Genomic DNA, 25,767 nt, shown 5'->3' with positions numbered 1-25,767 from the left:
TTGTTGGGTGAAGGGCTGTCTTTCATGACATTCGAAAGATAAGACCCTATTCTGTCCAGATTTACCCGACCACCTCACATTTACCTAGCCGGTTCATTCACTGGAACCGCAGTTTTCGGTGCCATCAGTGTGACAAGTAACGGCAATACTGATGCGTTTGTGGCCAAGTGGAATGCCGTCACCAATTCATTCGCATGGGTGCAGCGAGCCGGCGGCGCCGAAGATGACGAAGCGGCGGCCTTGGCCGTAGCCGGTACGGCTGTGTATGTGACAGGCTCATTCAACGGACAATTCGTAGGCTTTGGCAACATCGTGCTATCCAGTGCGAGCAACAGCAGCGGTTTCTCAACGAGTGATGTATTCATAGCCAGAATTAACGACTTAGGTGCTTCGGCTGGCTTCGCTTGGGCTGTGCAAGCGGGCGGAACTAATACGGACTACGCGCGGGCACTGGCAGTGAGTGGAGGCTCAGTTTATGTTGCCGGTGATTTCTTTAGTGGTTCAGCACGCTTTGGCAACGCAACTCTGGCAAATTCCAATAGTAGCTTCACCGATGCCTTTGTGGCCAAACTCACCGACAATGCCACTAGCGCCAGCTTCGTGTGGGCAAAAAAAATCGGCGGTATAGAATATGAGTCTGCCTATGCCTTGGCGGTGAATGACCCCTTTGTGTATGTAGCAGGAAGTTTCTTCAGTTCAGGAGCCAGCTTTGACGCTATTTCCCTTAACAATACCGGTCTTGGCGAAGACATATTTATCGCCAAGCTCGTCGATGCCGGCACAACCGCCAGCTTTACTTGGGCTCAAAAAGCTGGCGGTGTAAATTCAGACATTGCCTATGCGTTGGCAGTGAGTGGCACAAGCGTATATGTAGGGGGAAGCTTTTATGGGGCGACTGCGAATTTTGGCAACATCACGCTAACCAGTGCGGGGGCACTTGATGCATTTGTAGCCAAATTGGTGGATGCCGGCAGCAGCGGCAATTTCGTGTGGGCGCAACGGGCCGGAGGCACCAGTAGTGGTGAACAAGTGAATACATTAGCCCTGAATGGAACCAGCGTGTATGTCAGCGGTGCTTTTGGAAGCACCGCGGGCAGTTTCGGGACCACAACATTAACGACTGCTGGCGGCTCTGATGCGTTTGTAGCGAAACTTATAGATGCAGGCACGACAGGCAGTTTTAGTTGGGCTCAGCGTGCCGGTGGTACAAGAATGGATGGTGCTTCTTCTATTGCATTGGGCAATGGCGCGGTGTATGTAGGGGGCAGCATTATTCCCGTCGCTACATTTGGTGCTTTTGCAATTAACGCGCCTATTGGTGCTTCAACGGGCTTTTTAGCTTCCCTCGCCGACCCCACCCTCACCGCCACCGCTGCGGCCCTGCACCCCGAAGGCATCCGCCTCTTCCCCAATCCCGCCCACGGCCGCGCCACCGTGCAGCTGCCGGCCGGCACCGCCACGGCCACGCTCACTATCCTCGATGCCCTGGGCCGCACCCTGCGCACCCAAACGGCCACCCCTAACTCAACCACTGAGCTGGACCTGACCGGCCTGGCCCCCGGCCTCTACGCCGTGCGGGTGGCCGTCGGCAGCAGCACCGCTACACACCGGTTGGACGTGGAATAGAAGCGGGTAAGCATTTTATGAATGGTGACAAAATGCCGGGGCCGATTTGAAACTGGATAATTGATAGGAGAGGGGCAGGTCGGTGAAGATGCCTTTTCAGCGCCTTGCGGGACATTTCTGATTTTTATCGCCCTGGTATTAAACCGGTAAAAGGTTGAGGTGTCAATGCAGAATTCCGCACCAAATGGTCATCGTAGCGTTAGGCGCTGCTGTAGCCAGTTGGCGCAGTTCCGTCACCCATTACCCCGGTTTTTTATGAAACACCTGTTTACCCTCGTGCGCAGCCGGCTGGTTACCGGCCTGCTTTTCGGCCTGTTTGGTACCGTGGCGGCCCGTGCCCAGGCGCCTGCTTGGCAAACGGCCACGGCCCTGGCCTCGGCCAGCAACGGCGCCTACACCGTGACGGCTACCGTGCCCGATGCCACTGGTACCAATTTATACATCACAGGTTACTTTGCGGGCACGGTGGCCATGGGAAGCGCGCTGCTCACCAGCGCCGGGGCCAACGATGTATTTGTGGGCAAGTGGAACGTGGCCAACCAGCGCTTTGCCTGGGTGCAGCGGGCCGGCGGCGCCAACAACGACCAGGCCCTGGCCGTGGCTGTGCGGGGTTCCAGCGTGTACGTGGCGGGTACCTTTGGCGTGGCGGCTAGTTTCGGCAGTGTCAACCTGACGGCGGCCGGCGCGACGGATGGCTTCGTGGTGAAGCTGACCGATGCCGGCACCAGCACGAGTTTTGTCTGGGGGCAGCCGGTAGGCGGCCTCAACGAGGACCGGGCCACGGCGCTGGATGTAAGCAACACCAGCGTGTACCTCACCGGCACCTTCCGCAGCCAAACGGCCACGCTCGGCAGCCTCACGCTCACCAACGCCACCGCCGGGGCCACCACCGCCGGCCTGGCCCACATTTACCTCACCAAGCTCACCGATGCGGGCACCACCGCCAGCTTTGTGTGGGCGCGGGCCTTTGGCGGCGCGGCGGCCGACGACGCAGCGGCGGCCCTGGTGGCCAATGGGGCCAGCATTTACCTGGCCGGCGACTACACCGGCAACCTGAACCTCGGCAACACTACCCTAAGCAGCAGCGGCGGGCGCGATGCGTACGTGATTCGATTTCTGGACACGGGCAGTAACGTGGGCGTGGCCTGGGCCAAAAGCGCAGGGGGCGCCAGCGCCGACTTTGCCACGGCCCTGGCCCTGAACGGCACCAGCGTGTACGTAGCCGGCGTTTTCAGTGGCCTCGCGGTTTTCGATGCCAACGGGGTGGTGAGCGCCGGTACGGCCAACGTCTTTGTCGCCAAGCTGACCGATGCCGGCACAACCAGTGCCTTTACCTGGGTGCAGCAGGCCGGCGGCACCGCCATCGACCAGGCCACCGCCCTGGCCGCGAGCGGTGCGGACGTGTACGTGGCCGGTGGGTTCACCAGCGCCACCGCCGGCTTCGGGACCATTAGCCTGGCCAATACGTCGATGGCTACCGCGCGCACCGCCGATGTATTTGTGACGAAGTTGAATGACTCGGGGCCGGCCGGCACGTTCGTGTGGGCGCAGAAGGCGGGAGGCACGGGCGCCGACCAGGCCGCCAGCGTGTCGGTGCTGGGCAGTACCGTGTTTGTGGGCGGCGGCCTCACGCCGCCGGCCGCGTTTGGCAGCCAGGTTATTACAACGGCCGCCGCCGTGAGCGTGGGCTTTCTGGCCACGCTGGCCACCACCCCTCTGGCCACTACTGCCCCCCTTGCGCTGACAGATTTCTGCCTCTACCCCAACCCCGCTCGCAGTGCGGTCACGGTCCAACTGCCTGCCGTGTCCGGCCCGGCCACGCTCACCGTCTTCGATGCCCTGGGCCGGCCCGTGCGCAGCCAAAGCGCCGCTTCCAACACCCGCGCCGAGCTGGACCTGACCGGCCTGGCCCCTGGCCTCTACGCCGTGCGTGTGGCTGTGGGCGGTAGCACGGCTACGCGCCGGCTGGTGGTGGAGTAGACAAGCGTTTTCGGCCGCTTGTCTATCTTGGCCCGATGAAGTTCTGCGCTGCTTTTCTACTGGTTGTCGGGGCGCTGTTAACACTGCCTGGGCTTGACGCGCGGGGACAAGCTCCAGCCTGGCAGATGGCCATTGCTCCCAGCCAAGCCGCCGGAAGCACCTCGGTGGTGCAAGCCACGGTGGCCGACAGCAGCGGCCACAACCTCTACCTGGTGGGCTATTTTTTCGGCACGGTTGGCTTTGGGGCCAGCACGCTGACCAGTGCCGGCGATGCCGACGCCTTCGTCGCCAAGTGGAACATTGCCACGCAGGCATTTGTGTGGGCGCGGCGGGCCGGGGGCTCACGAAGTGATGGCGCTGGCCAGGTAGTTGTCAAGGGCAGCAGCGTTTACATAGCCGGCAGCTTTCTGGGCAGTGCGGCTACGTTTGGCGCTATCAAACTCAATGCGGCAGTTAGCAACAGCGGCTATCCGGCCGACATCTATGTGGCCAAACTAACCGATGCCGGAGCCACTGCCGATTTTGTTTGGGCCGTGCGCGCCGGTGGCGAGGCCGAGGATTTCATTGGGGGCCTCGCGGTGCGTGGGAGCAGCGTGTATGTGTCGGGCGCGTTTGCCAGCCGCACGGCCGACTTTGGCAGCACGGTGCTGGTAAATGCCAATTCCAGCAACGACTTCACGGATATGTTTCTGGCCCGCATCACCGACTACGGCCCGCTCGCTGCTTTCGACTGGGCGCAGCGCGTGGGTGGGCCCAGGCACGAGGGAGCCGGAACCATTGCCGTCAGCGGCACCAGCCTCTACCTCAGCGGCACCTTCACCGGTCCCACGCTTACGTTCGGCAGCACCACACTCAGCAAAGCCGCCGGCTCGGACATCTACAGCACCGACGCCTTTGTGACCAAATTTGTGGATACCGGGCCGGGCGCGAGTGCGGTGTGGGCCCAGAGCTTTGGGGGCCCCGGTAACGACAATATAGCCGGGCCGTTGCTCGATGGCTCGACGCTCTACATCGCCGGCCAGTTCAGCCAAACTGCCACCGTCGGGAGCACCGCGCTGACCAGCGCGGGCGGCTCCGATGTGTACGTGGCCCGCCTGACCGACACCGGCGCCAGCAGCCGTTTCGATTGGGCCACGCGGGCCGGCGGCACCGGGCAGGAAGACCTGTATGGCCTGGCCTTGAGCGGCAGCGCACTCTACCTCACCGGCGATTTCTTCGGCGCTACTACCCGCTTTGGAACCGCCACACTGGCCAATGCCACCACCGACATTGACGAGCGATACTGCGACCTGTTCGTGGCCAAGCTCACGGACGCCAGCACCGGCCCGGCCTTTGCCTGGGCGCAGCGCGCTGGCGGAACCAATTATGATTTCGGGACGGGAGTAGCCGTGGTGGGCCCGGTGGTGTACGTGGCCGGCGGGGCCACGCCCGCGCTTTCGTTCGGGACCCACCCCCTTGCCGGCCCGGTTGGGGCGCGCATTGCCTACCTGGCCTCCCTCGCCGATGTGCCTACGCCCGCAGACCCTGGCGGCAATCCTGACCCCGGCTCTGGCCCTGATGCTGGCGTTGGCCCCGGCGACTGCACCCAGCCCGGAGGCGCGGATGCTTGCCCAATACAAATCCCCAACATCATCACGCCTAACGGCGACGGGCCCAACGACCGGTTTGTGTGCCACGGCCTGCCGGCCGGTGATTGGGAGCTGACTGTGTATAACCGCTGGGGCCGGCTGGTGTACCAGCAGGCGGCTTACCGCAACACCTGGGATGCCGCGGGCCAACCGGCCGGCCTGTTCTATTACCTGCTTCGCAACCCAGCCAGCGGTGCCCGCTACCGGGGTTGGTTGGAGGTGGTTCGGTAACGGCGGTGGCCCCGGCCGCGGGGCTCAACGTAATGGTAGCATCCCACGTTACCTTTGCTCCATGAACCTCGCCGCCCAAATCGACCACACCCTGCTGCGTCCCGACTGCACCGAAGCCCAGATTATTCAGCTTTGTGAGGAGGCCGCCGCGCACGGTTTTGCCGCCGTGTGCGTGCCGCCGTGCTACGTGGCGCTGGCCGCCACCAGGCTGGAAAACACGGCCGTGGGCATTTGCACCGTCATTGGCTTTCCGCTGGGCTACGCGGCCTCCAGCGCCAAGTTCAAGGAAGCCGAAGTGGCTCTGTACGACGGTGCCACGGAGCTGGACATGGTCATCAATATTTCGGCCCTGAAATCGGGCAAAGCAGAAGCCGTGCAGGCCGAAATTCTGGATTTGGCCGACCTGTGCCACGTGCATCAGGCGGTGCTGAAGGTCATTATCGAAACGGCCCTGCTCAGCGAAGAAGAAATAGTGCTGGCCTGCCAGCTGTGCGTAGGCGGCGAGGCCGACTTCGTGAAAACCTCCACCGGGTTTGCCAGCCGGGGCGCCTCGGTGGCCGACGTGGAGCTGCTGCGCCGTTCGCTCCCGAAAACGGTGCGTATTAAGGCCGCCGGCGGCATTCGCACCCGCGAAGCCGCGCTGGCGCTGGTAGCCGCCGGCGCCGACCGCATCGGCTCGTCCAATAGTCTGGCCCTGATTGCTGAAACCAATGAACCCACTGCTGCCCAAGCGTAAGTTGATGCTGCTGGCCTCTCCGCTGTTTTTTCTGGCGGCCTGCGCCGGCACGGCCCCGCAGGCCCCGCAAGCCAGCGCCCCGGCTTCCGATACCACCTTGCGCAAGCCCACCGCCGCGGCTCCCGCGCCCTTGCCCGCCGAAGACGTGGCCAAATACCGCCCCGTGTTTTCGGCGCCCAAACCGGCGGGGGCCACGGCGGGGGCAAGCAGCGCGCGGGCCGTGGTGCCGCCCACCAATCAGGTGAATGCCCAGATGGAGCAGCGCCTGCGCGACCAGGCCTACACCAACCAAAACGTGAAGTACGCCCAGGGCTACCGCGTGCTGGTGTACCTGGGCCTGGAGCGCGACAAGGTGATGGCCATTCGCCGCTCCATCATTGGCCGCTACCCCGACGAAACCGATTACCTCACGTTCAAGTCGCCCGTGTACCGCCTCTACATCGGCGACTACCTCACCAAGCTCGAAGCCGCCCGTGGCATGGCCCGGCTGCGCGGCCTCACGCCCAAACTGGAACTGGAACCCACCCAGGTACTGCTGAACAAGAACCCGTAACGCAAGAAAACCGAAAGGCAGTCCTGCTGAGCGAAGTCGAAGCATCTCTACCGCAGCACTAATCAACTTTAGTTTCGCAGTAGAGATGTTTCGACTTTGCTCAGCAGGACGTTCTGACTATCCTATGACTGAACTCATTCCCCGTATCCAGCGCCTCGCTGCCCAGCATGCGGCCGATACCGTGGCCATTCGCCGCCACCTGCACGCCCACCCCGAGCTGTCGTTTGAGGAAGTGAACACGGCTGCCTTTGTGACGAAGGAATTGGAAAAGCTGGGACTCGCGCCGCAGCCCCTTGCCAACACCGGCGTGGTGGCCCTCATCGAAGGCCAGCCCGGCGGCCCCACCATTGCCCTGCGGGCCGACATGGACGCGCTGCCCATCACGGAAACCAGCGACATCCCTTATAAATCGACCAACCCCGGCGTGATGCACGCCTGCGGGCACGACGTGCACACGGCTTCGCTGCTGGGCGCGGCCCGCATCCTGGCCGGGCTGAAAAGCGAGTTCAAAGGCACCGTCAAGCTCATGTTTCAGCCCGGCGAGGAGCGCCTGCCCGGTGGCGCGTCGCTTATGATTAAGGAAGGCGTGCTGGAAAACCCGGCCGTGAGCAACGTGCTCGGCCAGCACGTTTTTCCGCACCTGCCGGCCGGCAAAATCGGCCTGCGCCCCGGCCGCTACATGGCCAGCACCGACGAGCTTTATCTCACCATTCGGGGCAAAGGCGGCCACGGCGCCATGCCCGAAATGAACCTCGACCCCGTATTGGTGGCCGCCCACATCATCGTGGCGGCCCAGCAGATTGTGAGCCGCCGCGCCAGTCCCAAAATTCCCTCTGTACTCAGCTTTGGCAAGGTCATCGCCAACGGCGCCACCAACGTCATCCCCAACGAAGTGTACATCGAAGGTACCTTCCGCACCCTCAACGAGGAGTGGCGCGCCGAGGCCCACCAGCACCTGCGCCGCCTGTGCGAGGGCCTGGCCGAAAGCATGGGCGCGGTGTGCGAGCTGGAAATTCGCCACGGCTACCCCTACCTCGAAAACGAGCCCACCCTCACGGCCCGCGTGCGCGCCGCCGCCGAAGAATACCTCGGCCCCGAAAACGTGGTGGAGCTCGACCAGTGGATGGCCGCCGAGGATTTCGCCTACTTCTCGCAAGCCGCGCCGGCCTGCTTCTACCGCCTCGGCACCCGGCACGAGGATGGCCGGTTTGCCTCGTCCGTGCACACGCCCACGTTTGACATCGACGAGCAAGCCCTAGCCACCGGGCCGGGCCTGATGGCGTGGCTGGCCATCAAGGAGTTGGGGCAATAAGCCCGTAGCGCAGACAATGAAGCTGTTTAGAAAGACGGTTCCGCCCGGTCCGACGCCGTAGGCGTCGGACCGGCAAACGGCACCCTTCCCAAACAGCTTCATTGTAAGTCCTCACAGTAGCTGATGAAGTCGTTCGCAATTCCTCAAAGCTGTCATCCTGAGCCTGCGAAGGGCCTTCTCCCCGAAGAACAAACAGTTTGCAGTAAATCAGTCGCCGCAAGCGTGAGCAGGTTCTTCGCAGGCTCAGATGACAAACGGCAAAAAGTTGGGCTACTAGCCACTGCGATTCCACAATAGGGCTGTCCCAATACCACGGAATCTGTCCTTTTTTACCTGCCATGAAACGAAGCCTGCCCTGCTTTTTATTCCTGTCCTTCCTGCTGGCAAACCCGGCCGCTGCCCAAACCCGTCGCGCAGTCTACGGCTTGCAGCTGTGGCCCGAAGCGCAGGCTGAGCTGGCCCTGCCCGGCCACGACTACCTGCTGCTGGCGGTGCGCGGCCAAAACAACACCGATTATAACGACAGTCGCTACTCCAACCCCAACCGCTTCCTGGGCTTCGATGAGCGGCGTGTGACTGCCGGTTACGAGCATTTCTGGAACGAGCACTGGAGCCTGGGCGGCACGTTGGGCTACTACTCGGGCTACGGCAGCTACGTGGTGCTGCCTGAGGTGCTGGTCCGCCACCGCAGTGCCATTGGGCCGCTCACGTTTGGGCAGCGCCTGAGCTTGGAACGCACACTTCCGGGCGATAAGTACGCGCTGGCCCAGACCAATGCCCGCTTGCGCGTAGACCTAGAAAAGCTAATTGCTCTCGGCGATTTCGGCCTGCGTCCGCGCCTCAGCTACCAGGCCGACTCGCACGTGCGCCTGCTCAAATCGGATACCGACACCAAAGAGCGCACCATCCAATTCACCAGTCTGCGCGGTGAACTGGGCCTTCGGCTAGCGCCCGAATTCGATATAACGCCGTGGTTTGCCTACCAAACTGCCTACTACTTCGCCCTGGAGCAGAGCGGTTCCAACGGCATCATTCCCGCCGCCCGCGTGAATCTGGTAACTCCAGTGCTGGGGCTTGATATCCGCTTCACGCTACTGCAATGGCACACTGCCAACGACCGCCAGCCATTGCCCACGCAACACTAACAGGGGCCGCCACTAGTAGCCCCGTCCACGCTTGCTGACAAATTTTCAGTTTGCGCGGATATCTGAATAGTGCTTCTATGGCTCTTGAATGACATATTTATAGTTGTGCTTGTCGACGCATGTTTGCTAAATTCAGTAAAATAAGACAATTTGTCTTGTAAAAAGCCCTCGTAATGGATTGGTATAGAATTTAAGGAAAGCCAGTGTGCGCCACTCGGCAGCACCCCTTTCACACAAACTCTTAATTATTTAATACCAATGGCAACTCTGCTGTATAACACCCGTCCTTCCCTGCGTCCCAGCCGTGCGTTGAGCGCCATGCTCGCCGACATGCTGCACGAGCCGCAAACCGCTACCACCCAACCCACCCCCGCTTTCACGCCCGCTGCCGACATTCTCGAAACGGCCAGTGGCTTTGAGTTGCACCTGGCGCTGCCCGGCGTGAAAAAAGAAGCCGTCAACATCGAATTCCTCGATGGCCAGCTAGTGATATCCGGCGAGCGCCCCAACCCGGCCGCTGCCGCCAAAGAAGCCGCTGCTACGGCCACCGAAGCCAACCCGACCGATGAAAACAAGCCGGCCGTGGTAGCCCCCGAAGCGCCGGCTGCGCCCAAGTTCCGCCGCCTCGAAACCAATTACGGCGCCTTCACCCGCAGCTTCCGCCTGCCCGAAACGGTGAACGTGAAAGCCATCGGCGCCGAGCTGACCGACGGCATCCTGCGCGTGACGCTGCCCTTCGACACGGAAAAAGTGACGAAACAACACATCGAAGTCCGCTAATACCGGACGATTCTGCAAAAAAGGCACCCTGACGGGTGCCTTTTTTGCAGAATCGGTTGTTGCCTGTACGCACCGCTTCCCTTGGCCCATTTTCTGCTAAAAGCAACCTTTAGATGCGAAAGCGAATCTTTCGAGCGTTAGCGTAAAAACCGGCCCCGACTCATCCGGTTTTCATGCTCGAAATCGTAAATTAGGCTCTTCAATCACCCACTCCACTTTTTTCATTTTCCCTTACCCATGCAAGCAAAACAAATGATGCTCGGCCTGCTCGGTTCCGCCATTTTGGGCGGCGGCGTGGCCGTGGGGGGGTACAAGCTGCTGGAACCTGCTCCCTCAGTGCAGCAGGCGGTAGCCGCCGACCCCCAGGTGCGTTACACTTCCGAGATGCGGAGCAGCCCCTACACCGTGCCCGAAGGCCTGAACTTCGTGGCCGCCGCCGCCGCCGTAACCCCGGCCGTGGTGCACGTCATGACCGAATACGCCGCGCCGGCCGTGGACCAGCGCCAGATGCAGATGGACCCCTTCCTGCGCCAGTTTTTTGGCGACCAGTTCGACCAGTTTAAGGGCCAGCAGCCGCAGGGCGGCGGCCAGGGCTCCGGCTCCGGCGTCATCATTGCCGCCAACGGCTACATCGTCACCAACAACCACGTCATCGACAAAGCCTCCAAAATTGAAGTGGTGCTCGACGACAAGCGCAAGTTCGAGGCCGAGCTGGTGGGCGCCGACCCCAATACCGACCTGGCCGTGCTGAAAGTGAAGGCCGACAACCTGCCCTTCGTGAAGTACGGCAACTCCGACGACGTGAAAGTGGGCCAGTGGGTGCTCGCCGTGGGCAACCCCTTCAACCTGAACTCGACCGTGACGGCCGGCATTATCTCGGCCAAGGGCCGGAACATTGACATCCTACGTCGCAAGGACAACATGGGCATCGAGTCGTTCATTCAGACCGATGCCGTGGTGAACCCCGGCAACTCGGGCGGCGCCCTCGTCAACCTCAACGGCGACCTGATTGGCATCAATTCGGCCATTGCCTCGCACACCGGCTCGTTCGAGGGCTACGCTTTCGCCATTCCCAGCTCGCTGGCCAGCAAAGTGGTGGATGACCTGCTGAAATACAAAGTGGTACAGCGGGCGCTGCTCGGTGTGCAGATTCAGGAAGTCGACGCCAAGCTGGCCTCCGAGAAGAAGCTCAACACCCTGAACGGCGTGTATGTGCAGGGCCTCACCGAAGGCAGCGCCGCTGCCCAGGCCGGCCTGAAAATGGGCGACATCATCACCCAAATCAACGGCGTGGCCGTAAACACCTCCTCGCAACTTCAGGAGCAGGTGGCCCGCTTCCGCCCCGGCGATAAGATTAAAGTAAGCTACCTGCGGGGCGGTTCGGCCAGCACGACGGAGGCTACCTTGCGCAACGCCACCGGCACCACGGGCGTGGTGCGGGAGGATGCGGCCGCGGCGTCCATCAAGTACGAGGGCGCGACCGTTGCGGCTGTACCGGCACGCGACCTGGCCAAATTGGGCTTGGAAGGCGGCGCCAAAATCAGCGGCATCAAGGAAAGCAATTTCCGCGAAACGGGCATGGCCGATGGCTTCATCATCACCCGCATCGACAAGCATCAGGTGACCAAGCCCGCCGACGTGAAAAACTATTTGGACCAGGCGCGTGAAAGTTCGGGCGCTTTGGTGGAAGGGGTTTACCCCGATGGCCGCAAAGCCTATTATCCCATTGGCCAGGAGTAATAAGATTTTTAGTTGAAAAGAAGCCCTTGCCGCTTCGGCTGGGGCTTTTTTTTTGCCTGATACCAAGGGGCTTTTTTTCTCTCAATTTGGGACTAATGCACGGGGCATTTTGATACCTTGCGAATGGAAGTCCGCGACACCGGTAAAGTGCAAATAGGGGATTGAGAGTCAGGCAAAAAAAGTTTGAAATGCGGTGAAATCGGCCCCATCTTTAAGGCCAGTTCGCGGTTTTTCTCGTAAGTGAGTATCCCAAGCCGGGAGGTTGTATCTTACGGTTTGGCCGGCGGCCGCTCCGGTTTTGTTCTGCTTCCACCCGTGCATGGAAAACGTAATCAACACTTTATATATTCAGAATTTTAAGTCGATTAGAAGCGCCGTGCTGCACCCGCGGCGGGTTAATCTCATCATTGGCCAGCCCAATGTGGGAAAATCGACTGTGCTGGAAGCCATGTGCTTGTTGGGCAGCTTGCCGTACGAGCACAAGAAAAAGTTTATGCGCAGCTTCATCCGCTACGAGAAGCCGTCGCAGCTTTTTCACGACAGCCTGATGACCAACCCGATTCGCATCGAAACCGACCGCGACGTGTGTTTGCTGGGGCGGGCAGGAACTGGCCACGACAAGCGTTTCCAATACGGTGTGTTCAGCCAGGCCGCTTACCGGCTGTTGCGGGCCCAACTGGGACTGCCGCTGCTGGAAGGGCGCAGCAAAACCCGCAACGGCGACGATGCCCAACTGCTGCACCGCCTCCACGACCACCTGGTCGCCGCGGGCCCCTTGCCGGAGCCGGGGTTTCTGTATACCGAAATAGACCGGGAAGGCAAAATGGACCAGCCCGGCGAAGGCGGCCACTACCTTACTTCTACTCCAGCCTGGCAACCCCGCGCGGTGAAGCCCTACAGCTTCAAGCGCAAAGGCCCGCTCAACCGCCGCTACGCCGAAGCATCGCTGCGCCCGCCCCACGGCAACAACCTGGTGCAGGTATTGGAAAACAACGCCGACTTACGCCAGGAATTTGCCACGCTTTTTGCCGACCACAACCTGCGCATGCGCGTGCGCCCCGACGCTGGTCGCTTTGAGGTGATGAAAGAGCTGGACGGCCTGAGTTTCGCTTATCCGTATTCCAGCAGCGGCGATACCTTGCAGCGTTATGGGTTTCACTTGGCGGCCATGGAATCGAACCACCAAGCGGTGATTCTGCTGGAAGAGCCGGAAGCGCATTCGTATCCGATTTATGTAGCGCAACTGGCCGAGCGTATTGCCACGCAGCAGGAAAATCAGTTTTTTGTGACCACGCACAGCCCGCAGCTTTTCGGCGACGTGCTCGAGAACATGGTGCCCTACGAAAACCGCGTGCCCGAGCTCGCGGTATTTGTGGCCTATTACAAAGATTTCCAAACCAAGCTGCGGCAATTATCTGACGAGGAAGTGCGCAGCCTGCGCCGCGACAGCCACGATGTGTTCAACAACCTGCACCACCTGGCCCAGGAGCCCGTGGTTCGCAAGGTGATGTAAACGTAGAGCACTAAAGGGAGAAATAGCACGTCCTGCCGGGCGCGGCCAATGCACGCTACGCCAAGCGTAGTCCATTCACCTGGAACGCGCTAGCAGAGGCGGGCCTTCGGGTGCGCGCAGCTAGGCGTTTGCCTTAGCGGCCCTCCCGCTCATCTCCCTAAGCAGCCGTAGATTTGCCGGTGCATCATCCCACCCCATTTCCTGCGCAAACTCCATGAAGCAAGCCCTCGAAGAAGCCACCGCTCCCGACGTTACCGTAGCCCATCCGCACCACGACCCGCACGGCATTCAGGACGTGTTGCGCCAGCTCGGCGTCGAGTCGGACAATGCTGCTTTCAGCACCGGCCGCACCTGGGGCGGCCACGCCAACACGGAGCGCCGCACCGTGAACGCGCCCGCCGATGGCCGCCGCATGGCCAGCGTGGCGTTTGCCACCCCGGCCGACTACGAAACCGTGGTGCAGGCCGCCGCCGAAGCCTTCAAAACCTGGCGGCTGGTGCCGGCCCCCAAGCGCGGCGAAATTGTGCGCCAGATTGGCAACAAGCTGCGCAAGTTCAAGGAGCCGCTGGGCAAGCTGGTGAGCGCCGAAATGGGCAAGATTCTGCAGGAAGGCCTGGGCGAAGTGCAGGAAATGATTGATATCTGCGACTTTGCCGTGGGCCTTTCGCGGCAGCTGCACGGCTTCACCATGCACTCGGAACGCCCGGCGCACCGCATGTACGACCAGTACCAGCCCCTGGGCATTGTGGGCATCATTTCGGCCTTTAACTTTCCGGTGGCCGTGTGGAGCTGGAATGCCATGCTCGCGGCCGTGTGCGGCGATGTGTGCATCTGGAAACCCTCCGAAAAAACACCGCTCACGGCCGTGGCCGTGCAACACATCATCCGCGACGTGCTGGCTGAAAACGACATTCCCGAAGGCGTGTTCAACTTGATTATCGGCGATGCGCAGATTGGAGCAGCCCTGGCCGCCGACAAGCGCGTGCCGCTGGTATCGGCCACGGGCAGCACCCGCATGGGCCGCAAAGTAGGGGAGGTGGTAGGCGCCCGCCTGGGCCGCGCCCTGCTGGAGCTGGGCGGCAACAACGCCATTATCGTTACCAAAAATGCCGACCTCGACATCGCCATTCGCGCCATCGTGTTTGGCGCCGTGGGCACGGCCGGGCAGCGCTGCACGAGCACCCGCCGCGTCATCATCGAAGACGGCGTTTTTGAGGAGGTGAAGAGCCGCCTGCTCAGCATCTACCCCAAGCTGCCCATTGGCCATCCGTTGCAGGAAGGCACGCTGGTGGGCCCGCTGATTGATGCCGACGCGGTGAAACTGTTCGAAGATGCTTTGGCGAAGGTGCAGGCCGAAGGCGGTACGCTGCTCACCGGCGGCCAGGTGCTGAGCGGCGCCGAACTGCACGGCGGCCACTACGTGCAGCCCGCCTTGGTAGAGGCCGAAAACCATTACCACACGGTGCAGGAAGAAACCTTTGCGCCCATTCTGTACCTCATCAAGTACAGCGGCGGGGTGCAGAACGCCATCGACCTGCAGAACGACGTGCGCCAAGGCTTGTCCAGCAGCATCTTTACCCTGAACCTGCGCGAGGCCGAAGCCTTCCTGGCCGCCAGCGGCTCCGACTGCGGCATTGCCAACGTGAACATCGGCACGAGCGGGGCCGAAATCGGCGGAGCTTTCGGGGGCGAGAAGGAAACCGGCGGCGGCCGCGAATCCGGCTCCGACGCTTGGAAAGTGTACATGCGCCGCCAGACCAACACCATCAACTATTCTACTGAACTGCCGCTGGCGCAGGGCATTAAGTTCGACGTGTAATCCTTGGATTCAGATAAAAAAGGAAAGCCCTACCCATACGTTGGCGGGGCTTTCCTTTTTAGGCGCTTGGCTTACTGGTGGCGCACACCTCTGTGGCCTTTGTAGGCCAAAATATTGGCTCAGAATAGTGCATAACAAAGCCGGCACAGCCCGTTAGGGCCAAGGAAGGTACCGGGATAGTCAAATTGGATTGGCTCGCCGATGGGTTGGGATAGTCGGCAGTGTACGCAGCCAGGGAAGGTCTTTGGGGCGTTGAGACCAGAGCCCCCGTCCGGGAACAGGGCCTTGCGGGCCGGCGTAGGCTTTAACCGTTTCGGTAGGTGATGCTTGTCCTTCACCGAAATCAATAATGGAATTAGAGTCGGACTTGCTACAAGCCAGTAGCGCGGGCAGCAGAAAAGGACGTAGATGACGCAGCATGGAAAGGAAAGAAGGGTTGATTGCAAAAAGGTAAGAAGCGCCTAAATTTACTGCTAAGCGTAGCCACATAACCGGTGCAACCCTTGAGGCAGCCACGTAGTCTCTTCGGCGCTTAAGCTCTTTAATACTCCGCTTTTTCTGCACATGGAAGCCCTCTCCATCTCCGCTTACGTCGACATCAACGCCCCGCTGGTGGAGCGCTGCCGCTTGAACGACCGCCAGGCCCAGGCCGAAATCTACCGGCGCTACTCCAAGGCTATGTTCAACGCGGCGCTGCGCATCACCGGCGACTATGCCGAGGCCGAGGACGTGCTCCAGGAATCTTTTCTGAGTGCTTTCCGGGAGTTGAGCGGCTACAAGGGCGATTCCTCTTTTGGGGCGTGGCTGAAGCGCATCGTCGTCAACAAAAGCATCAATTGCCTGCGGCAGCGCCGGCTGGCGCTGGTGCCGCTGGGCGAGCAGCACCACGAAGAGCCCGCGGAGGCCCCCAGCCTTTCGCCCGAGGACGAAGCCGATGCCCATTACCGGGCCGATGTGCTGCGCCGTTGCATTCAGGAACTGCCCGATGGCTACCGCGTGGTGCTCAGCCTGTACCTGCTGGAAGGCTACGACCACCTCGAAATTGCCGGCATTCTGGGCATTTCCGAGTCTACTTCCAAATCCCAATACAGCCGGGCGCGGGTTCGGCTGCGCGAATTGGCCGCCCAGCGCGGCCTTGGTTAACGTATTCTTTTCCGGCATTCATTACTTATCGTTTTCACTACCCTTCATCCTTTTTCGCCCGATGGCGGTTTTCATATAGCCCCGCTGCCCAATCTGAACCTGGACGAATCGTGCGTCTGCTTCTCTCTCATGGATACTACTAAGCCTGATTCTTTGGAAAACTTCGTCGAGCGGCACCGGGCCGATTTCGACACCCACGAGCCGCGCCCCGACCTATGGGCCGCGCTTGAGCAGCAGTTGGCTGCCCCCGCGGCCACGGCTACGGCCACGCCCGCCATGCGGCTGGCCGAGGAAAGGCCCTCCCTGCCAGCTGCTCAGCCAGCGGCAGTGGAGCGGGCCAATTGGCTGCAGCGCTACGGTGTGGCCGCCGCCCTGGCTTTGCTGGTTTTTGCCGCGGGCGCCAGCGAGGCCTGGAAGGCCAACCAACAGGAAGCCGAACCAACTGTTGCCACCGTGCAGCCCAGCCAAGAAGCTACTGCTGGTGCTGATGCCGCGCTGTACCAGGGCGGCAACCCGCTGGCCCTGACCGCCACCGAGCGCAGCACCGGCGCCGACAGCCAACTGGTGCGGGCGGTGCGGGGCATGGAAACCTACTACACCAACCAACTGGCCCGCCGCCAGAGCGAGCTGCGCCAGCTGAACGGCCCCGGTGCGGCGGGCATGACGGCGGACTGGCAAAGCGAACTGGTGTCGCTCGACTCTAGCTACCGGCAGCTGAAGCAGGAGCTGCTGCACCATCCGCAGCCCGATGCCGTGCTCACAGCCATGAACCGCAACCTGCAAATTCGCCTCGACATTCTGGACCAGCAGCTGCACTTGGGCACCACCACTGAACCGGACCGCAACACGGGCTCTTACGTGCTGGCCGACAGCCGGCGCCAGGCCGAATGAGTTTGCGCAACGGACTTCGGTGGGGCCGTGCCGTGCTGGCCGCCATGAGCGTGCTGCTGGCACCGGTGGCCGTGGCTCAGTCGGGCCAGTGGGTAGTGGTGGGCTCCGAAGTGGCCGTGCGAGTGCTGTCGCCCGAGGCACGCCGGGCCGAAGAAGCCCTGTTTGGCCCCGACCCAACCCAGCCGCAGAACCCGCCGCAAACGTTGACTCAGACGCAGAACCCCCAGCCGGACCAAACCGACACCCCGGACATGGCCAGCCTGCAGGTAGAGCAGCGCCGCCACATCAGCCGCAGCTATTCGGTGCCCAAAGCCGGCCGGCCGTTTTCGTTGGACACGCGCTACGGCCGGGTGCAAATCAACCCGTGGAATAAGCACGAAATCAAAGTAGAGGCTGAGCTGGTGGCCCGCTCCGAAACCGAAGCCGGAGTGCGGCAGGTGCTGGATGCGCTGGGCGTACAGTGGCTGGACTACGACTGCAAAACCGGCGGTGTGGCCGTGAGCACGCAATTTGGCCCGGCCCTGCGCGGGCGCGCGGGCGGCTGCCGCTACGAGGTGAACTACACCGTGTGGCTGCCCCGCACCACCGCCCTGCGCGTGTACAACAGCTTCGGCGAGGTAGCCATTACCGGTGACCTGAGTGGCCCCACCGAGTTGGCCGTGGAGTACGGAGCCCTGCGCACCGGCCGCCTCAACGGCCCGCGCAACCTGGTGCGTATTGGCAACGGCGACTGCAATATTCCCTTCGCTGGCCGCGCCAGCATCGATGCCAGCTACGCCCGCCTGCGCCTCGACGAAGGCACTACCGTGGACTTGCGCAACAACTATTCCGACGTGGACATTGGTACCGTGCATGACCTGACCGTGCACAGCAAGTACGGCGACGTGGCCCTGGGCACCGTGCGCAACCTGCGGGGCTCGTCGGGCTACTCGCGCTTCACCATCGCCAAACTCGATGAAGCCCTGGACATGGCCCTGCGCTATTGCCCCGACTTCGTGGTCCGCGACATGGGCGCCAATTTCCGGCAGGTAAATCTGGACGGGGGCTTCAGCACCATTCGGCTGGGCTTTGCCGATGCGCCCGGCTTCCGCTTCGATGTGAGCACCGAGCAAGGGCAGCTGTTGGTGGACAAGAACCTGGTACGGGTGCTGTCGCAGGAAAACGGCCCACAAACCAGCGACGTGCTGGGCGTATTTGGCGGCGTGGTGCCCGCGCGGCGGGCCGGCAACGTCAACATCAAGGTGCGCTACGGCACGGTGCGGTTCAGCAAATAGGGGCGCAAGAGCACGGTCGTGGTTTACCTTCGGCCATGAAACGCTTGCTTTTGCCGCTGCTTGGGCTGCTAGCCGGTCCGGCCCTGGCCCAGCGGCCAACACCTATTTCGCCCGCCGCCGTGCCCATTGCCCAGTCCTCCGCGCTTAAAACCTACGCCCTGCGCCTGAAGCCCGGCGATGATTTGCGCCAGCAGCTCACGGCTTTTGTGCAGGCCAACCATATTGTGGCGGGCACGATGCTGACCTGCGTGGGCAGCCTGACGGTGGCCACGCTGCGGCTGGCCAACCAGGAAGGCCCCACGGTGTACCGGGGCCATTTTGAAATCGTGTCGCTGGTCGGCACGCTTTCCACCAACGGCTCGCACCTGCACCTGGCGGTGTCGGACAGCACGGGGCGCACCATCGGCGGGCATTTGCTGGACGGCTGCCGGGTGTATACCACGGCTGAAATTGTACTGGGCGAATTGTCGCAGCTGGAGTTTCGGCGCGAAACCGATGCCACTTTTGGCTACAAAGAGTTGGTCGTACATCCGGCCGCGCCCAAGCCGACTAAACCGTGACCATAAGCGTAATCCTAGCAGCATAATATGACCCCCACCGCCGACACTCCGCAGGCCGCCGCCTTCCGCCGCCAGGTGCTCAACCCACTGAAGCTGCGGCTGTTTATGCTGCGCAAGCTGCCCATGGCGTGGCTGGCGGGCCTGCGCCTCACGGTGCTTTCGCCGGATGCTGCGACTGTTACCATTCGCTACAAGTACCTCACCCAAAACCCGTTTCGTAGCCTCTATTTTGCCTGCCTGGCCATGGCGGCGGAGCTGGCCAGCGGCATTCAGGCCATGATGCAGGTGCAGGCAGGCAGCCCGGTTTCGATGCTGGTGACGGGCATTCAGGGCGACTTCACCAAGAAAGCCGTGGGCCTGATTTCCTTCACTTGCCCCGATGGGGCGCGCATTGCCCAAGCCGTAGCCGAAAGCCGAGCCACTGGCGAAGGCCGCACCGTGGAGTGCACCAGCACCGGCGTGGACGAAGCCGGCGACGTAGTGGCCGTGTTCCGCCTCACCTGGTCGTTTCGGGCGAAAAAATAGGACGGCAGGGCGGGGCTAATGCAGCCATTTCCAGAAGAGGTAAGCAGCAATTGCCAGCAGCAGGATTTTGCGAATAATCCCCCGAATGAAGGCTTTTCTTTGGGTGTCTCGAAGATATGTTTTCGCCATGTGCATGGGTAGAAAATAGCCGCGCCATGCATTGTCCGGGCTGGAAAGCGCCCAGGTTTCCCGGCACGACGGACATCGGTAAAAAGCTTCTGGCTTGCCAATACTGTCCGGAAAGTTGGCAGCGCATGCCACCGCCTGCAACGGACCGTACGTTACTTTCTGCTGTAGCTCCTCCGCAAAGGTATCGAACTTCCAATAAGTGGGAAAAACAAAGAAACCGCGGTGGTAACAGTCCCCGCACATATTGCTTTATTCCTGAACCGGCGTTATCACATCCACCATGCCGTCTTCGCTCACCACCACGGCCAGGCAGGGATAAGCCGAGCTTTCTACATAGCGCAGGGCCGAGTTGTAGCGGGCGCCGCGGGTGCCATCGCCCCGGCCCGAGGCCCGGCCGTCGAGGATGACGCCGATGGAGTAGCAGTAGCCTTCGGGGTCGAGCAGCACGGCCCCGTCGATGCTGGTGACGAGGCGGGTGATGAGCGGCGTGAGTGGCACGGGCTCGATGAGCGTGCATTGCAGCTTGAGGCGGTCGGCTTCGGCCAGGGCCTCGGTGGTGATGACCAGCAGGGTGCCGTGCTTCTGGCGGCTGGCTTCGAGCACCACGTCCCAGAGGCGCTCAATTTTGGCGCCGTCGGTGAGGCCAAACGTGCGCTTGAGCGAGCGCCGGAATTCGGGGCGGCTGAGGCGCGTGCGCGGCAGGCCGGGCAGGCCGTAGTGCGAGCGCATGAGCACATGGCTGGCGTGCTGCAGCTCCCAGGCGTAGTGCGTCACGAAGTTGATGACGAACAAGTCCTCGCGCACGGCATCGTAGTGGCCCACCTGGCGGCCCAGGGCGTACACGTTTTCGCCGTCGGAGAGCAGGTGCACGTCGGGCGTGGTCATCTCCAATAGCTTGCGCACGGCGCGGTAGTCCGTCAGCTCGGTGGGGCAGGTGAGGGCAAAAATTTCCTCCACGTTGGGGTGGCCGCGGCGGGCCAGCAGCATCTTGCCCACGCCTTCGGCGCCCTCGTAGCGCAGGCTGCTGATGGTGTTGCAGGTGGCAAAAAGCTTGGTGGTGGCGGGGTCGAGGCCCAGGGCCTGGGCGGGCGTATCCAGGAATGTTTTGCCGGCCGAGCGTAACAGTTCCTCGCTCTCACGGGGCCGCACAATAAAGCTGGCGCCGGGCTCCGGCTCGCTCAGCGCCTTCACGCCTTCTTCGCTGAAGCGATACATGGCCGCCAGTACCAGCGAGGGCGCCAAGGGCTTGCCATCGGTGTAGTAGCGAGCTGGCCGCAGGGAAGGGAAAGCCCGCAGCGGCTTGCGCTGGAGGCGCAGCACTGTCACCACAAAGTAGCCGTTGATTTCAACCGGCCAGCCGGCAAAGTGCTGGTACTGCCCGCTGTGCTCGTCCAGCAGGTCGAGGGTTTCCTGCACGGCCGCGCGGATGCCCAGGCCCTGGTGTTTGCGGCGCACGGTTTCGGGCGTCACATCATCGCGCTCCGGATAGGGCCAGGAGGTGGTGTGCTGAATGACCCGGCCCCGGGCCATGGCGTCGGAAAACGCCTCGGCGGGCAGGTTGCAGTCTTCCGGTTCCAGGCAGCGGGCGGGCAGCGTGTCGTCGGTGGGCAGGCCCAGCAGCAGCACGTAGGGCTTCAGGTCGTCGTCGAGCCCATCGAACAGTTCCTGCGCCAAGGTTTGAGCGCCCTGGCGGTAACGCACCTGATGGGGCCAAAGCTGGGTAGCTGACGAAACAACGACGGACGGCATGGGAAGGATGGGCAAAGCGCAGGAAAAAAGCATGGGTGGAGCGAGAAGAAGGGTAGCCAAAAAACGCCCTTTTTACGAGTAGAGGGCGACGTAGCAGAAGAGCCTGTTCGAGCCACCGACACGGATGGGGACGGTGCTGCACAAGCGGTTGCGTGAGCAAAGCGGGCATCGCGGAGGCGTTGTTCGACGCCCGAAAACACCCCCGCTGCCGTTGCGCGCCAGCAGGCTCCTGCTTGCTCAGGAAGGGCGTTTAACGTTCAAACCGCTCTACAGCTGAAATAGAACCGGCAACACCATCTTTTGCTTTATTGGCTTGCCCTGAAACATGGCCGGCTCCCACTTCGGTGCCGTCTTAATCAGGCGCATGGCCTCTTCGTCGAGGCCAGAACCGAGTCGTTTAATCACACGCGCATCGGTCAGACTGCCATCGGTTTGCACTATAAACTCGACCATTACTTTACCCTGAATCTTGCGCTGACGGGCCAGTGTGGGGTACTTCTGGTTTTTTTCAATCCATTCGAAAAAAGCCTCGTTGCCGCCCACGGGCTGGGTGGCGCGGTCGGGGGCCACCACGGCGGGCCGGTCGGGGTGAGCCGAGGCGGCAATGTCAGCCGCAGAGGTGGTGATGGGCCGTTCTTTGGCCGGGCCGCCGATGGTGACGGTGCTGCCCGGCGACAGTACAAACGAGATGGGCACCACCACGCGCTGGCGCACCACCTGGTTGCGCAGGTGCTTGGCCGGCGTCCACTTCGGGCCGCTCTTGATGAGGCGGATGGCCTCGGCATCGAGCTCCGGCGACAGCGGCGTGAGGACTTTAACTTCGTTCACGGTGCCGGTTTTTTCCACAATAAAGCTCACCTTCACCGTGCCCTGAATGCCCTTCTGCATGGCCGTGGCGGGGTATTTCTGGTGGTCGGCCAGGAAGCGGGCGTACTTCTCGGTGCCGCCCAGCGGCACGGCCGGCTGGGCCACCGAGTCGTACACGGCATCGGCCGAGGGCTTGGGCGGCATCTTGCGCTTCTGGGCGTGGGCGTTGAAGCCGAAGAAACTGAGGCAACCGAGGAGCAGGAGCAGCGGAGATTTCATAGGACGCTTCGCTTAATGAGCAATGAAGAATGAGGAATGAAGAAGGAGCCCGGCCAACGGTGCCGTGCCGTTGCAAAGAAAGGCACGTCGGCTGCCAGATACGGCCTTCCCGCAGGGAATAACGTTCTTTTGCAGCAAATACTTAAATCCTTAACCCGTCAGGGTAATTCTTCATTCCTCATTCTTCATTGCTCATTAAGCGAAGCGCCATGACCGAACAACCCTCCCGCGCCCCCGAGCCCGTGGGCGCCTATCCCTACACCCGCCGCGTGGGCAACCTGCTGTTTCTCTCGGGCGTGGGCCCCCGCCAGCGCGGCCACATGGCCGTGCCCGGCGTTGAACTCGACGAGGACGGCAACATCCTCAAATACGACTTCGAAAGCCAGTGCCACGCCGTGTTCCAGAACGTGCGCTACATTCTGGAGGAAGCCGGCGCGAGATGGGACGATTTGGTGGACGTCACCGTCTTCCTGACCAATATGCAGGACGACTTCCCCACCTACAACCGCCTCTACGCCGAATATTTTGCCACGGCCCAGCCCTGCCGCACCACCCTCGAAATCAACTGCCTGCCCACCCCCATTGCCATCGAACTGAAGTGCATTGCGGCGCTGCAAGGGTAAGCACGCTGAGTAATTGAATTCGTCTGTCATCCTGAGCAGCGCGAAGGACCTTGTCACGCCTGTACGGATTGAATTGCTGCTCACCGTTCGACCGTGAGAAGGGCCTTCGCGGCGCTCAGGATGACAGACGAATTTCATTCTACACCCACAAAAAAGCCCCGCAGCCAAGTTTCGGCTGCGGGGCTTTTTACCAATCAATAAGGGTCATTTGATGACGTCAACCCAGCTTTTGAGGGACTGCGCTTTGCCGGTGCAGTCGGTGTAGTCGAGTTGGTAGTAGTACATGCCGCCGCTGTTGTCGGCGGCGCTCCAGGCCTGGGCGGGGTCACGGCCATCGAACACCTTGATGCCCCAGCGGCTGTAAATCTGCATGTGGTAGCCGGTCACGTTGGGCAGGTTGGGCTTCAGCGCGTCGTTTTTGCCGTCGCCGTTGGGCGTGATGACGTTCGGGAATATCAACCTGTCAACCACCTGGAAGGGGGCGGTGCCCACGCAGCCATTGGCCGTGGTGTAGGAAATGGTGTAGTTGCCCATGGTCGAGTTGGTGAGGTCCACCACGCCCGTGGTCGGGTTGATGGTGAGCCCGGCCGGAGCCGAAAAAGTACCGCCTCCGGCCGGCACGTTGGGCACCGCTGCCGGGCCGTTCTGGTAGAAGGGCGGGCAGGCATAGCTGAACGCGGCCACCGGCGGCGAGATGGTGAAAGTGGCCGTGGTAGAAGCCGGGCAGGGCGTTGCGACTGTGTAGGTCACGGTATAAGTGCCGGGCGTGGACGAGGCCAGGTTCACCACTCCCGTAGTGGCGTTAATGGCCAGGCCCGTCGTGCTGCTGAACGTGCCTCCGGCCGGCGTAGCCGTCACCACCGAAGCCGTACCCGACGCGCAAAACGTAGGCGGCGTGCTGACCCCAGAATAGGCCAGGCGGGGCACCGTTTCGGTCACGGTAACATTCGCGGTGGCCACGCCGGGGCAGGCACCGCCGCTCACGTAGGTGACGGTGTAGGTGCCCGGCTGCGAAACCGTCAGGTTGATGGCGCCTGTGGTCGCGTTAAGCGACAGGCCCGCAGTGCTGGTAAACGCGCCGCCCGCCGGCGTTACCGTTGGCGTGGGCGAAGTGGTTTGTCCCGTGCGGCAATACGAAGAGGCGCTGTAGGCCAGCGTGGCGATGGTTTCGCTTACGGTAACGGTGGTGGTGGCGGTGCCGGGGCAGGTGCCGCCGCTCACATACGTGACGGTGTAGGTGCCCGGCAGCGAGTTGGGCAGGTTGATGGCACCGGTAGTAGCGTTGATGGAAAGGCCCGTGGTAGCGGTGAACGTGCCGCCCGCCGGAGTCACGGCCGGAACCACGGTAGTGGTGCTGTTGCGGCAAAACGAGGCCGCGCTGTAAGCCACGGCCGCAATGGTCTGGTTCACCGTGACGGTGGTGGTGCCGGTGGCCGGGCAGGGCGTGGTCACGGTGTAGGTGACGGTGTAGGTGCCGGCCGTGGAAGCGCCCAGGTTCAGGGTGCCGGTGGTGGCATCAAGCACGAGGCCGGCGTTGCTGCTGGTGAAGCGGCCGCCGGCGGGGGTGGCCGTTACCACGGGGGCGGTGCCGCCCAGGCAGAAGCTGGCGGGCGTACCGGGCGTGGAGTTGTAGGCCACTGTAGCCACGGAAGGCGGCACCGTGACCGTCACGGGCGTAGAAATAGCCGATTGCAGGCTGCACGTCACGCGGGCCCGGTACTGGGTCGTGACGGTGGGGCGGGCAGAATAGAAATTGGCGGTAGCCCCTGCGATATCGGTCCAGGTGGTGCCGCCGTTGGTAGACGACTGCCACTGGAAGGTGATGCCGCCCGAAACGGTATTGCCGGTGAGCGTGAGCAGCGTGGGGCTGCCGGAACACACCGTGGTGGGGGCAGCATTGGCCGTGCCCGGCGTGGGCACGCCCAGGCAGTTCGAGCCCAGGCTGATGCCCATTACGTTCAGCACCGGGTCGGTCGAGGTTTTCGACACGTTCACGCTTTGCACCAGCTTGCTGTAGTTGGCCACGTTCAGCGTGAGCCGCACTTCGTAGAGGCGGGGGTTGGTGGTTTGCACGTCCACGCTGTTGTCGACGTAGCCCACACGGCTGCCCACCAGAATGGCCGGCGTGATGGTGCCGTTGAACCAGTCGGGTACCACGATATTGGTGAACACCTGGGTGGTGCCGTCCGTAAAGGTAACAGTAAAAGTTTTGGGCGCGGTGCTGCCGTTGCCTTCGGTGGCCAGCACCATCACCTCGCTGCAGGGCTGCGGCGTTACCAGCGTGAGGGTGCCCGAGGCAGCCCCGTCGATGCGGAGCGAGTTGTTGACGTTGGCCGCCGCCATCTGAAAGGTGAGGCCGGGCGTAGAAATACTCGTGATGAGGCCGTTGTCGGGCAAAGCCGGCTGGTTGAGCAGGCTGATGCCCGCAGGATTGGTGAAGGTGTGGTTGGCAAAGCACCACTTCACGGTGGCATTGCCCCGGTCCACGGTGTTGGTGGTGGAGCTGGCCACCGTGCCGGCGCCGTTGGCAATAACGTCGGCCGTGTAGCCGGTCACGGCCGCGGGCACGTATACCGTCTGAGCCAGTATGGGCCGCATGGCCCAGGCGGCGAGCACCGTCAGCAGGCAAGCCAAGCGAGTAATTTTTGTTCTCATTGGGTGGCGAGGGGGTGAAAAAATGTGGGGGAGGCAGGAAAAAGAGGTGCCAATTGGGTGAATGGCCCT

General features: G+C 62.1%; 20 protein-coding genes. 17 read left to right on the top strand and 3 right to left on the bottom strand.

The features are described from left to right. Nucleotides 1–129: 129 nt before the first annotated feature. The 16 genes from JKL48_RS23630 (at nt 130) to JKL48_RS18055 (ending at nt 19,456) form a co-directional block, all read left to right on the top strand. The gene (locus JKL48_RS23630) at nt 130–1,626 is read left to right on the top strand and encodes a T9SS type A sorting domain-containing protein (RefSeq protein WP_201985738.1); all 1,497 of its coding nucleotides are present in this window, start codon (nt 130–132) and stop codon (nt 1,624–1,626) included. Between the two features lie 255 nt (nt 1,627–1,881). After that, nucleotides 1,882–3,606 (top strand): T9SS type A sorting domain-containing protein, encoded by a 1,725-nt coding sequence (locus JKL48_RS18125; RefSeq protein ID WP_201985736.1) that lies wholly within the window; start codon nt 1,882–1,884, stop codon nt 3,604–3,606. 125 nt (nt 3,607–3,731) lie between these two features. Further along, the gene (locus JKL48_RS18120) at nt 3,732–5,465 is read left to right on the top strand and encodes a gliding motility-associated C-terminal domain-containing protein (protein ID WP_201985717.1); all 1,734 of its coding nucleotides are present in this window, start codon (nt 3,732–3,734) and stop codon (nt 5,463–5,465) included. A 61-nt stretch (nt 5,466–5,526) separates the two neighbouring features. Next, nucleotides 5,527–6,201 (top strand): deoxyribose-phosphate aldolase, encoded by a 675-nt coding sequence (gene deoC, locus JKL48_RS18115; protein ID WP_201985715.1) that lies wholly within the window; start codon nt 5,527–5,529, stop codon nt 6,199–6,201. After that, nucleotides 6,176–6,754 (top strand): hypothetical protein, encoded by a 579-nt coding sequence (locus JKL48_RS18110; protein ID WP_201985712.1) that lies wholly within the window; start codon nt 6,176–6,178, stop codon nt 6,752–6,754. Before deoC ends, JKL48_RS18110 begins: the two co-directional genes overlap by 26 nt. Before the next feature lie 124 nt (nt 6,755–6,878). Then, nucleotides 6,879–8,066 carry a M20 metallopeptidase family protein gene (locus JKL48_RS18105; RefSeq protein WP_201985710.1) on the top strand — a complete coding sequence of 396 codons (1,188 nt, stop codon included), beginning with the start codon at nt 6,879–6,881 and terminating at the stop codon, nt 8,064–8,066. Between the two features lie 338 nt (nt 8,067–8,404). After that, a complete protein-coding gene (locus tag JKL48_RS18100) occupies nt 8,405–9,211 on the top strand; it encodes a hypothetical protein (protein WP_201985709.1) in 807 nt (268 codons plus the stop codon). A 258-nt stretch (nt 9,212–9,469) separates the two neighbouring features. After that, a complete protein-coding gene (locus JKL48_RS18095) occupies nt 9,470–9,991 on the top strand; it encodes an Hsp20/alpha crystallin family protein (RefSeq protein ID WP_201985707.1) in 522 nt (173 codons plus the stop codon). Nucleotides 9,992–10,228: 237 nt separating this feature from the next. Then, entirely contained in the window at nt 10,229–11,731 is a 1,503-nt protein-coding gene (locus JKL48_RS18090) for a S1C family serine protease (protein ID WP_236668894.1), read from the top strand. Between the two features lie 319 nt (nt 11,732–12,050). Next, nucleotides 12,051–13,244 carry an AAA family ATPase gene (locus tag JKL48_RS18085; protein WP_201985705.1) on the top strand — a complete coding sequence of 398 codons (1,194 nt, stop codon included), beginning with the start codon at nt 12,051–12,053 and terminating at the stop codon, nt 13,242–13,244. A 214-nt stretch (nt 13,245–13,458) separates the two neighbouring features. Next, on the top strand, nt 13,459–15,063 hold the full coding sequence (gene amaB / locus JKL48_RS18080; RefSeq protein ID WP_201985703.1) for an L-piperidine-6-carboxylate dehydrogenase: 1,605 nt from the start codon (nt 13,459–13,461) through the stop codon (nt 15,061–15,063). Nucleotides 15,064–15,627: 564 nt separating this feature from the next. Further along, complete coding sequence (locus tag JKL48_RS18075; protein ID WP_201985700.1) at nt 15,628–16,206, top strand: RNA polymerase sigma factor; 579 nt, start codon at nt 15,628–15,630, stop codon at nt 16,204–16,206. 129 nt (nt 16,207–16,335) lie between these two features. Further along, entirely contained in the window at nt 16,336–17,097 is a 762-nt protein-coding gene (locus JKL48_RS18070; RefSeq protein WP_201985698.1) for a hypothetical protein, read from the top strand. Beyond that, a complete protein-coding gene (locus JKL48_RS18065) occupies nt 17,094–18,371 on the top strand; it encodes a hypothetical protein (RefSeq protein ID WP_201985689.1) in 1,278 nt (425 codons plus the stop codon). Before JKL48_RS18070 ends, JKL48_RS18065 begins: the two co-directional genes overlap by 4 nt. Before the next feature lie 35 nt (nt 18,372–18,406). After that, nucleotides 18,407–18,931, top strand: a complete 525-nt coding sequence (locus JKL48_RS18060; protein WP_201985687.1) for a PPC domain-containing DNA-binding protein — start codon at nt 18,407–18,409, stop codon at nt 18,929–18,931. 27 nt (nt 18,932–18,958) lie between these two features. After that, on the top strand, nt 18,959–19,456 hold the full coding sequence (locus tag JKL48_RS18055) for a PaaI family thioesterase (RefSeq protein ID WP_236668893.1): 498 nt from the start codon (nt 18,959–18,961) through the stop codon (nt 19,454–19,456). Between the two features lie 378 nt (nt 19,457–19,834). On the opposite strand, the gene JKL48_RS18050 is transcribed toward JKL48_RS18055, so the two are convergent. Next, complete coding sequence (locus JKL48_RS18050) at nt 19,835–21,349, bottom strand: DNA integrity scanning protein DisA nucleotide-binding domain protein (protein WP_201985685.1); 1,515 nt, start codon at nt 21,347–21,349, stop codon at nt 19,835–19,837. Nucleotides 21,350–21,601: 252 nt separating this feature from the next. Continuing rightward, nucleotides 21,602–22,420, bottom strand: a complete 819-nt coding sequence (locus JKL48_RS18045) for an energy transducer TonB (RefSeq protein ID WP_201985683.1) — start codon at nt 22,418–22,420, stop codon at nt 21,602–21,604. A 209-nt stretch (nt 22,421–22,629) separates the two neighbouring features. Between JKL48_RS18045 and JKL48_RS18040 the strand changes: the two genes are divergently transcribed. Beyond that, complete coding sequence (locus JKL48_RS18040) at nt 22,630–23,043, top strand: RidA family protein (protein WP_201985681.1); 414 nt, start codon at nt 22,630–22,632, stop codon at nt 23,041–23,043. A gap of 204 nt (nt 23,044–23,247) precedes the next feature. Here the strand turns inward: JKL48_RS18040 and JKL48_RS18035 are convergent, their stop codons facing one another. Then, nucleotides 23,248–25,677, bottom strand: coding sequence for a T9SS type B sorting domain-containing protein (locus JKL48_RS18035; RefSeq protein WP_201985679.1), 2,430 nt, complete (start codon nt 25,675–25,677; stop codon nt 23,248–23,250). Between the last annotated feature and the right edge of the window lie 90 nt (nt 25,678–25,767).

The organism is Hymenobacter rubidus (genome assembly GCF_016734815.1).
GTDB classification, from domain to species: domain Bacteria; phylum Bacteroidota; class Bacteroidia; order Cytophagales; family Hymenobacteraceae; genus Hymenobacter; species Hymenobacter rubidus.
The sequence above is the reverse complement of the archived record's forward strand: the minus strand, read 5'-3'. Positions and strand labels throughout refer to the sequence as shown.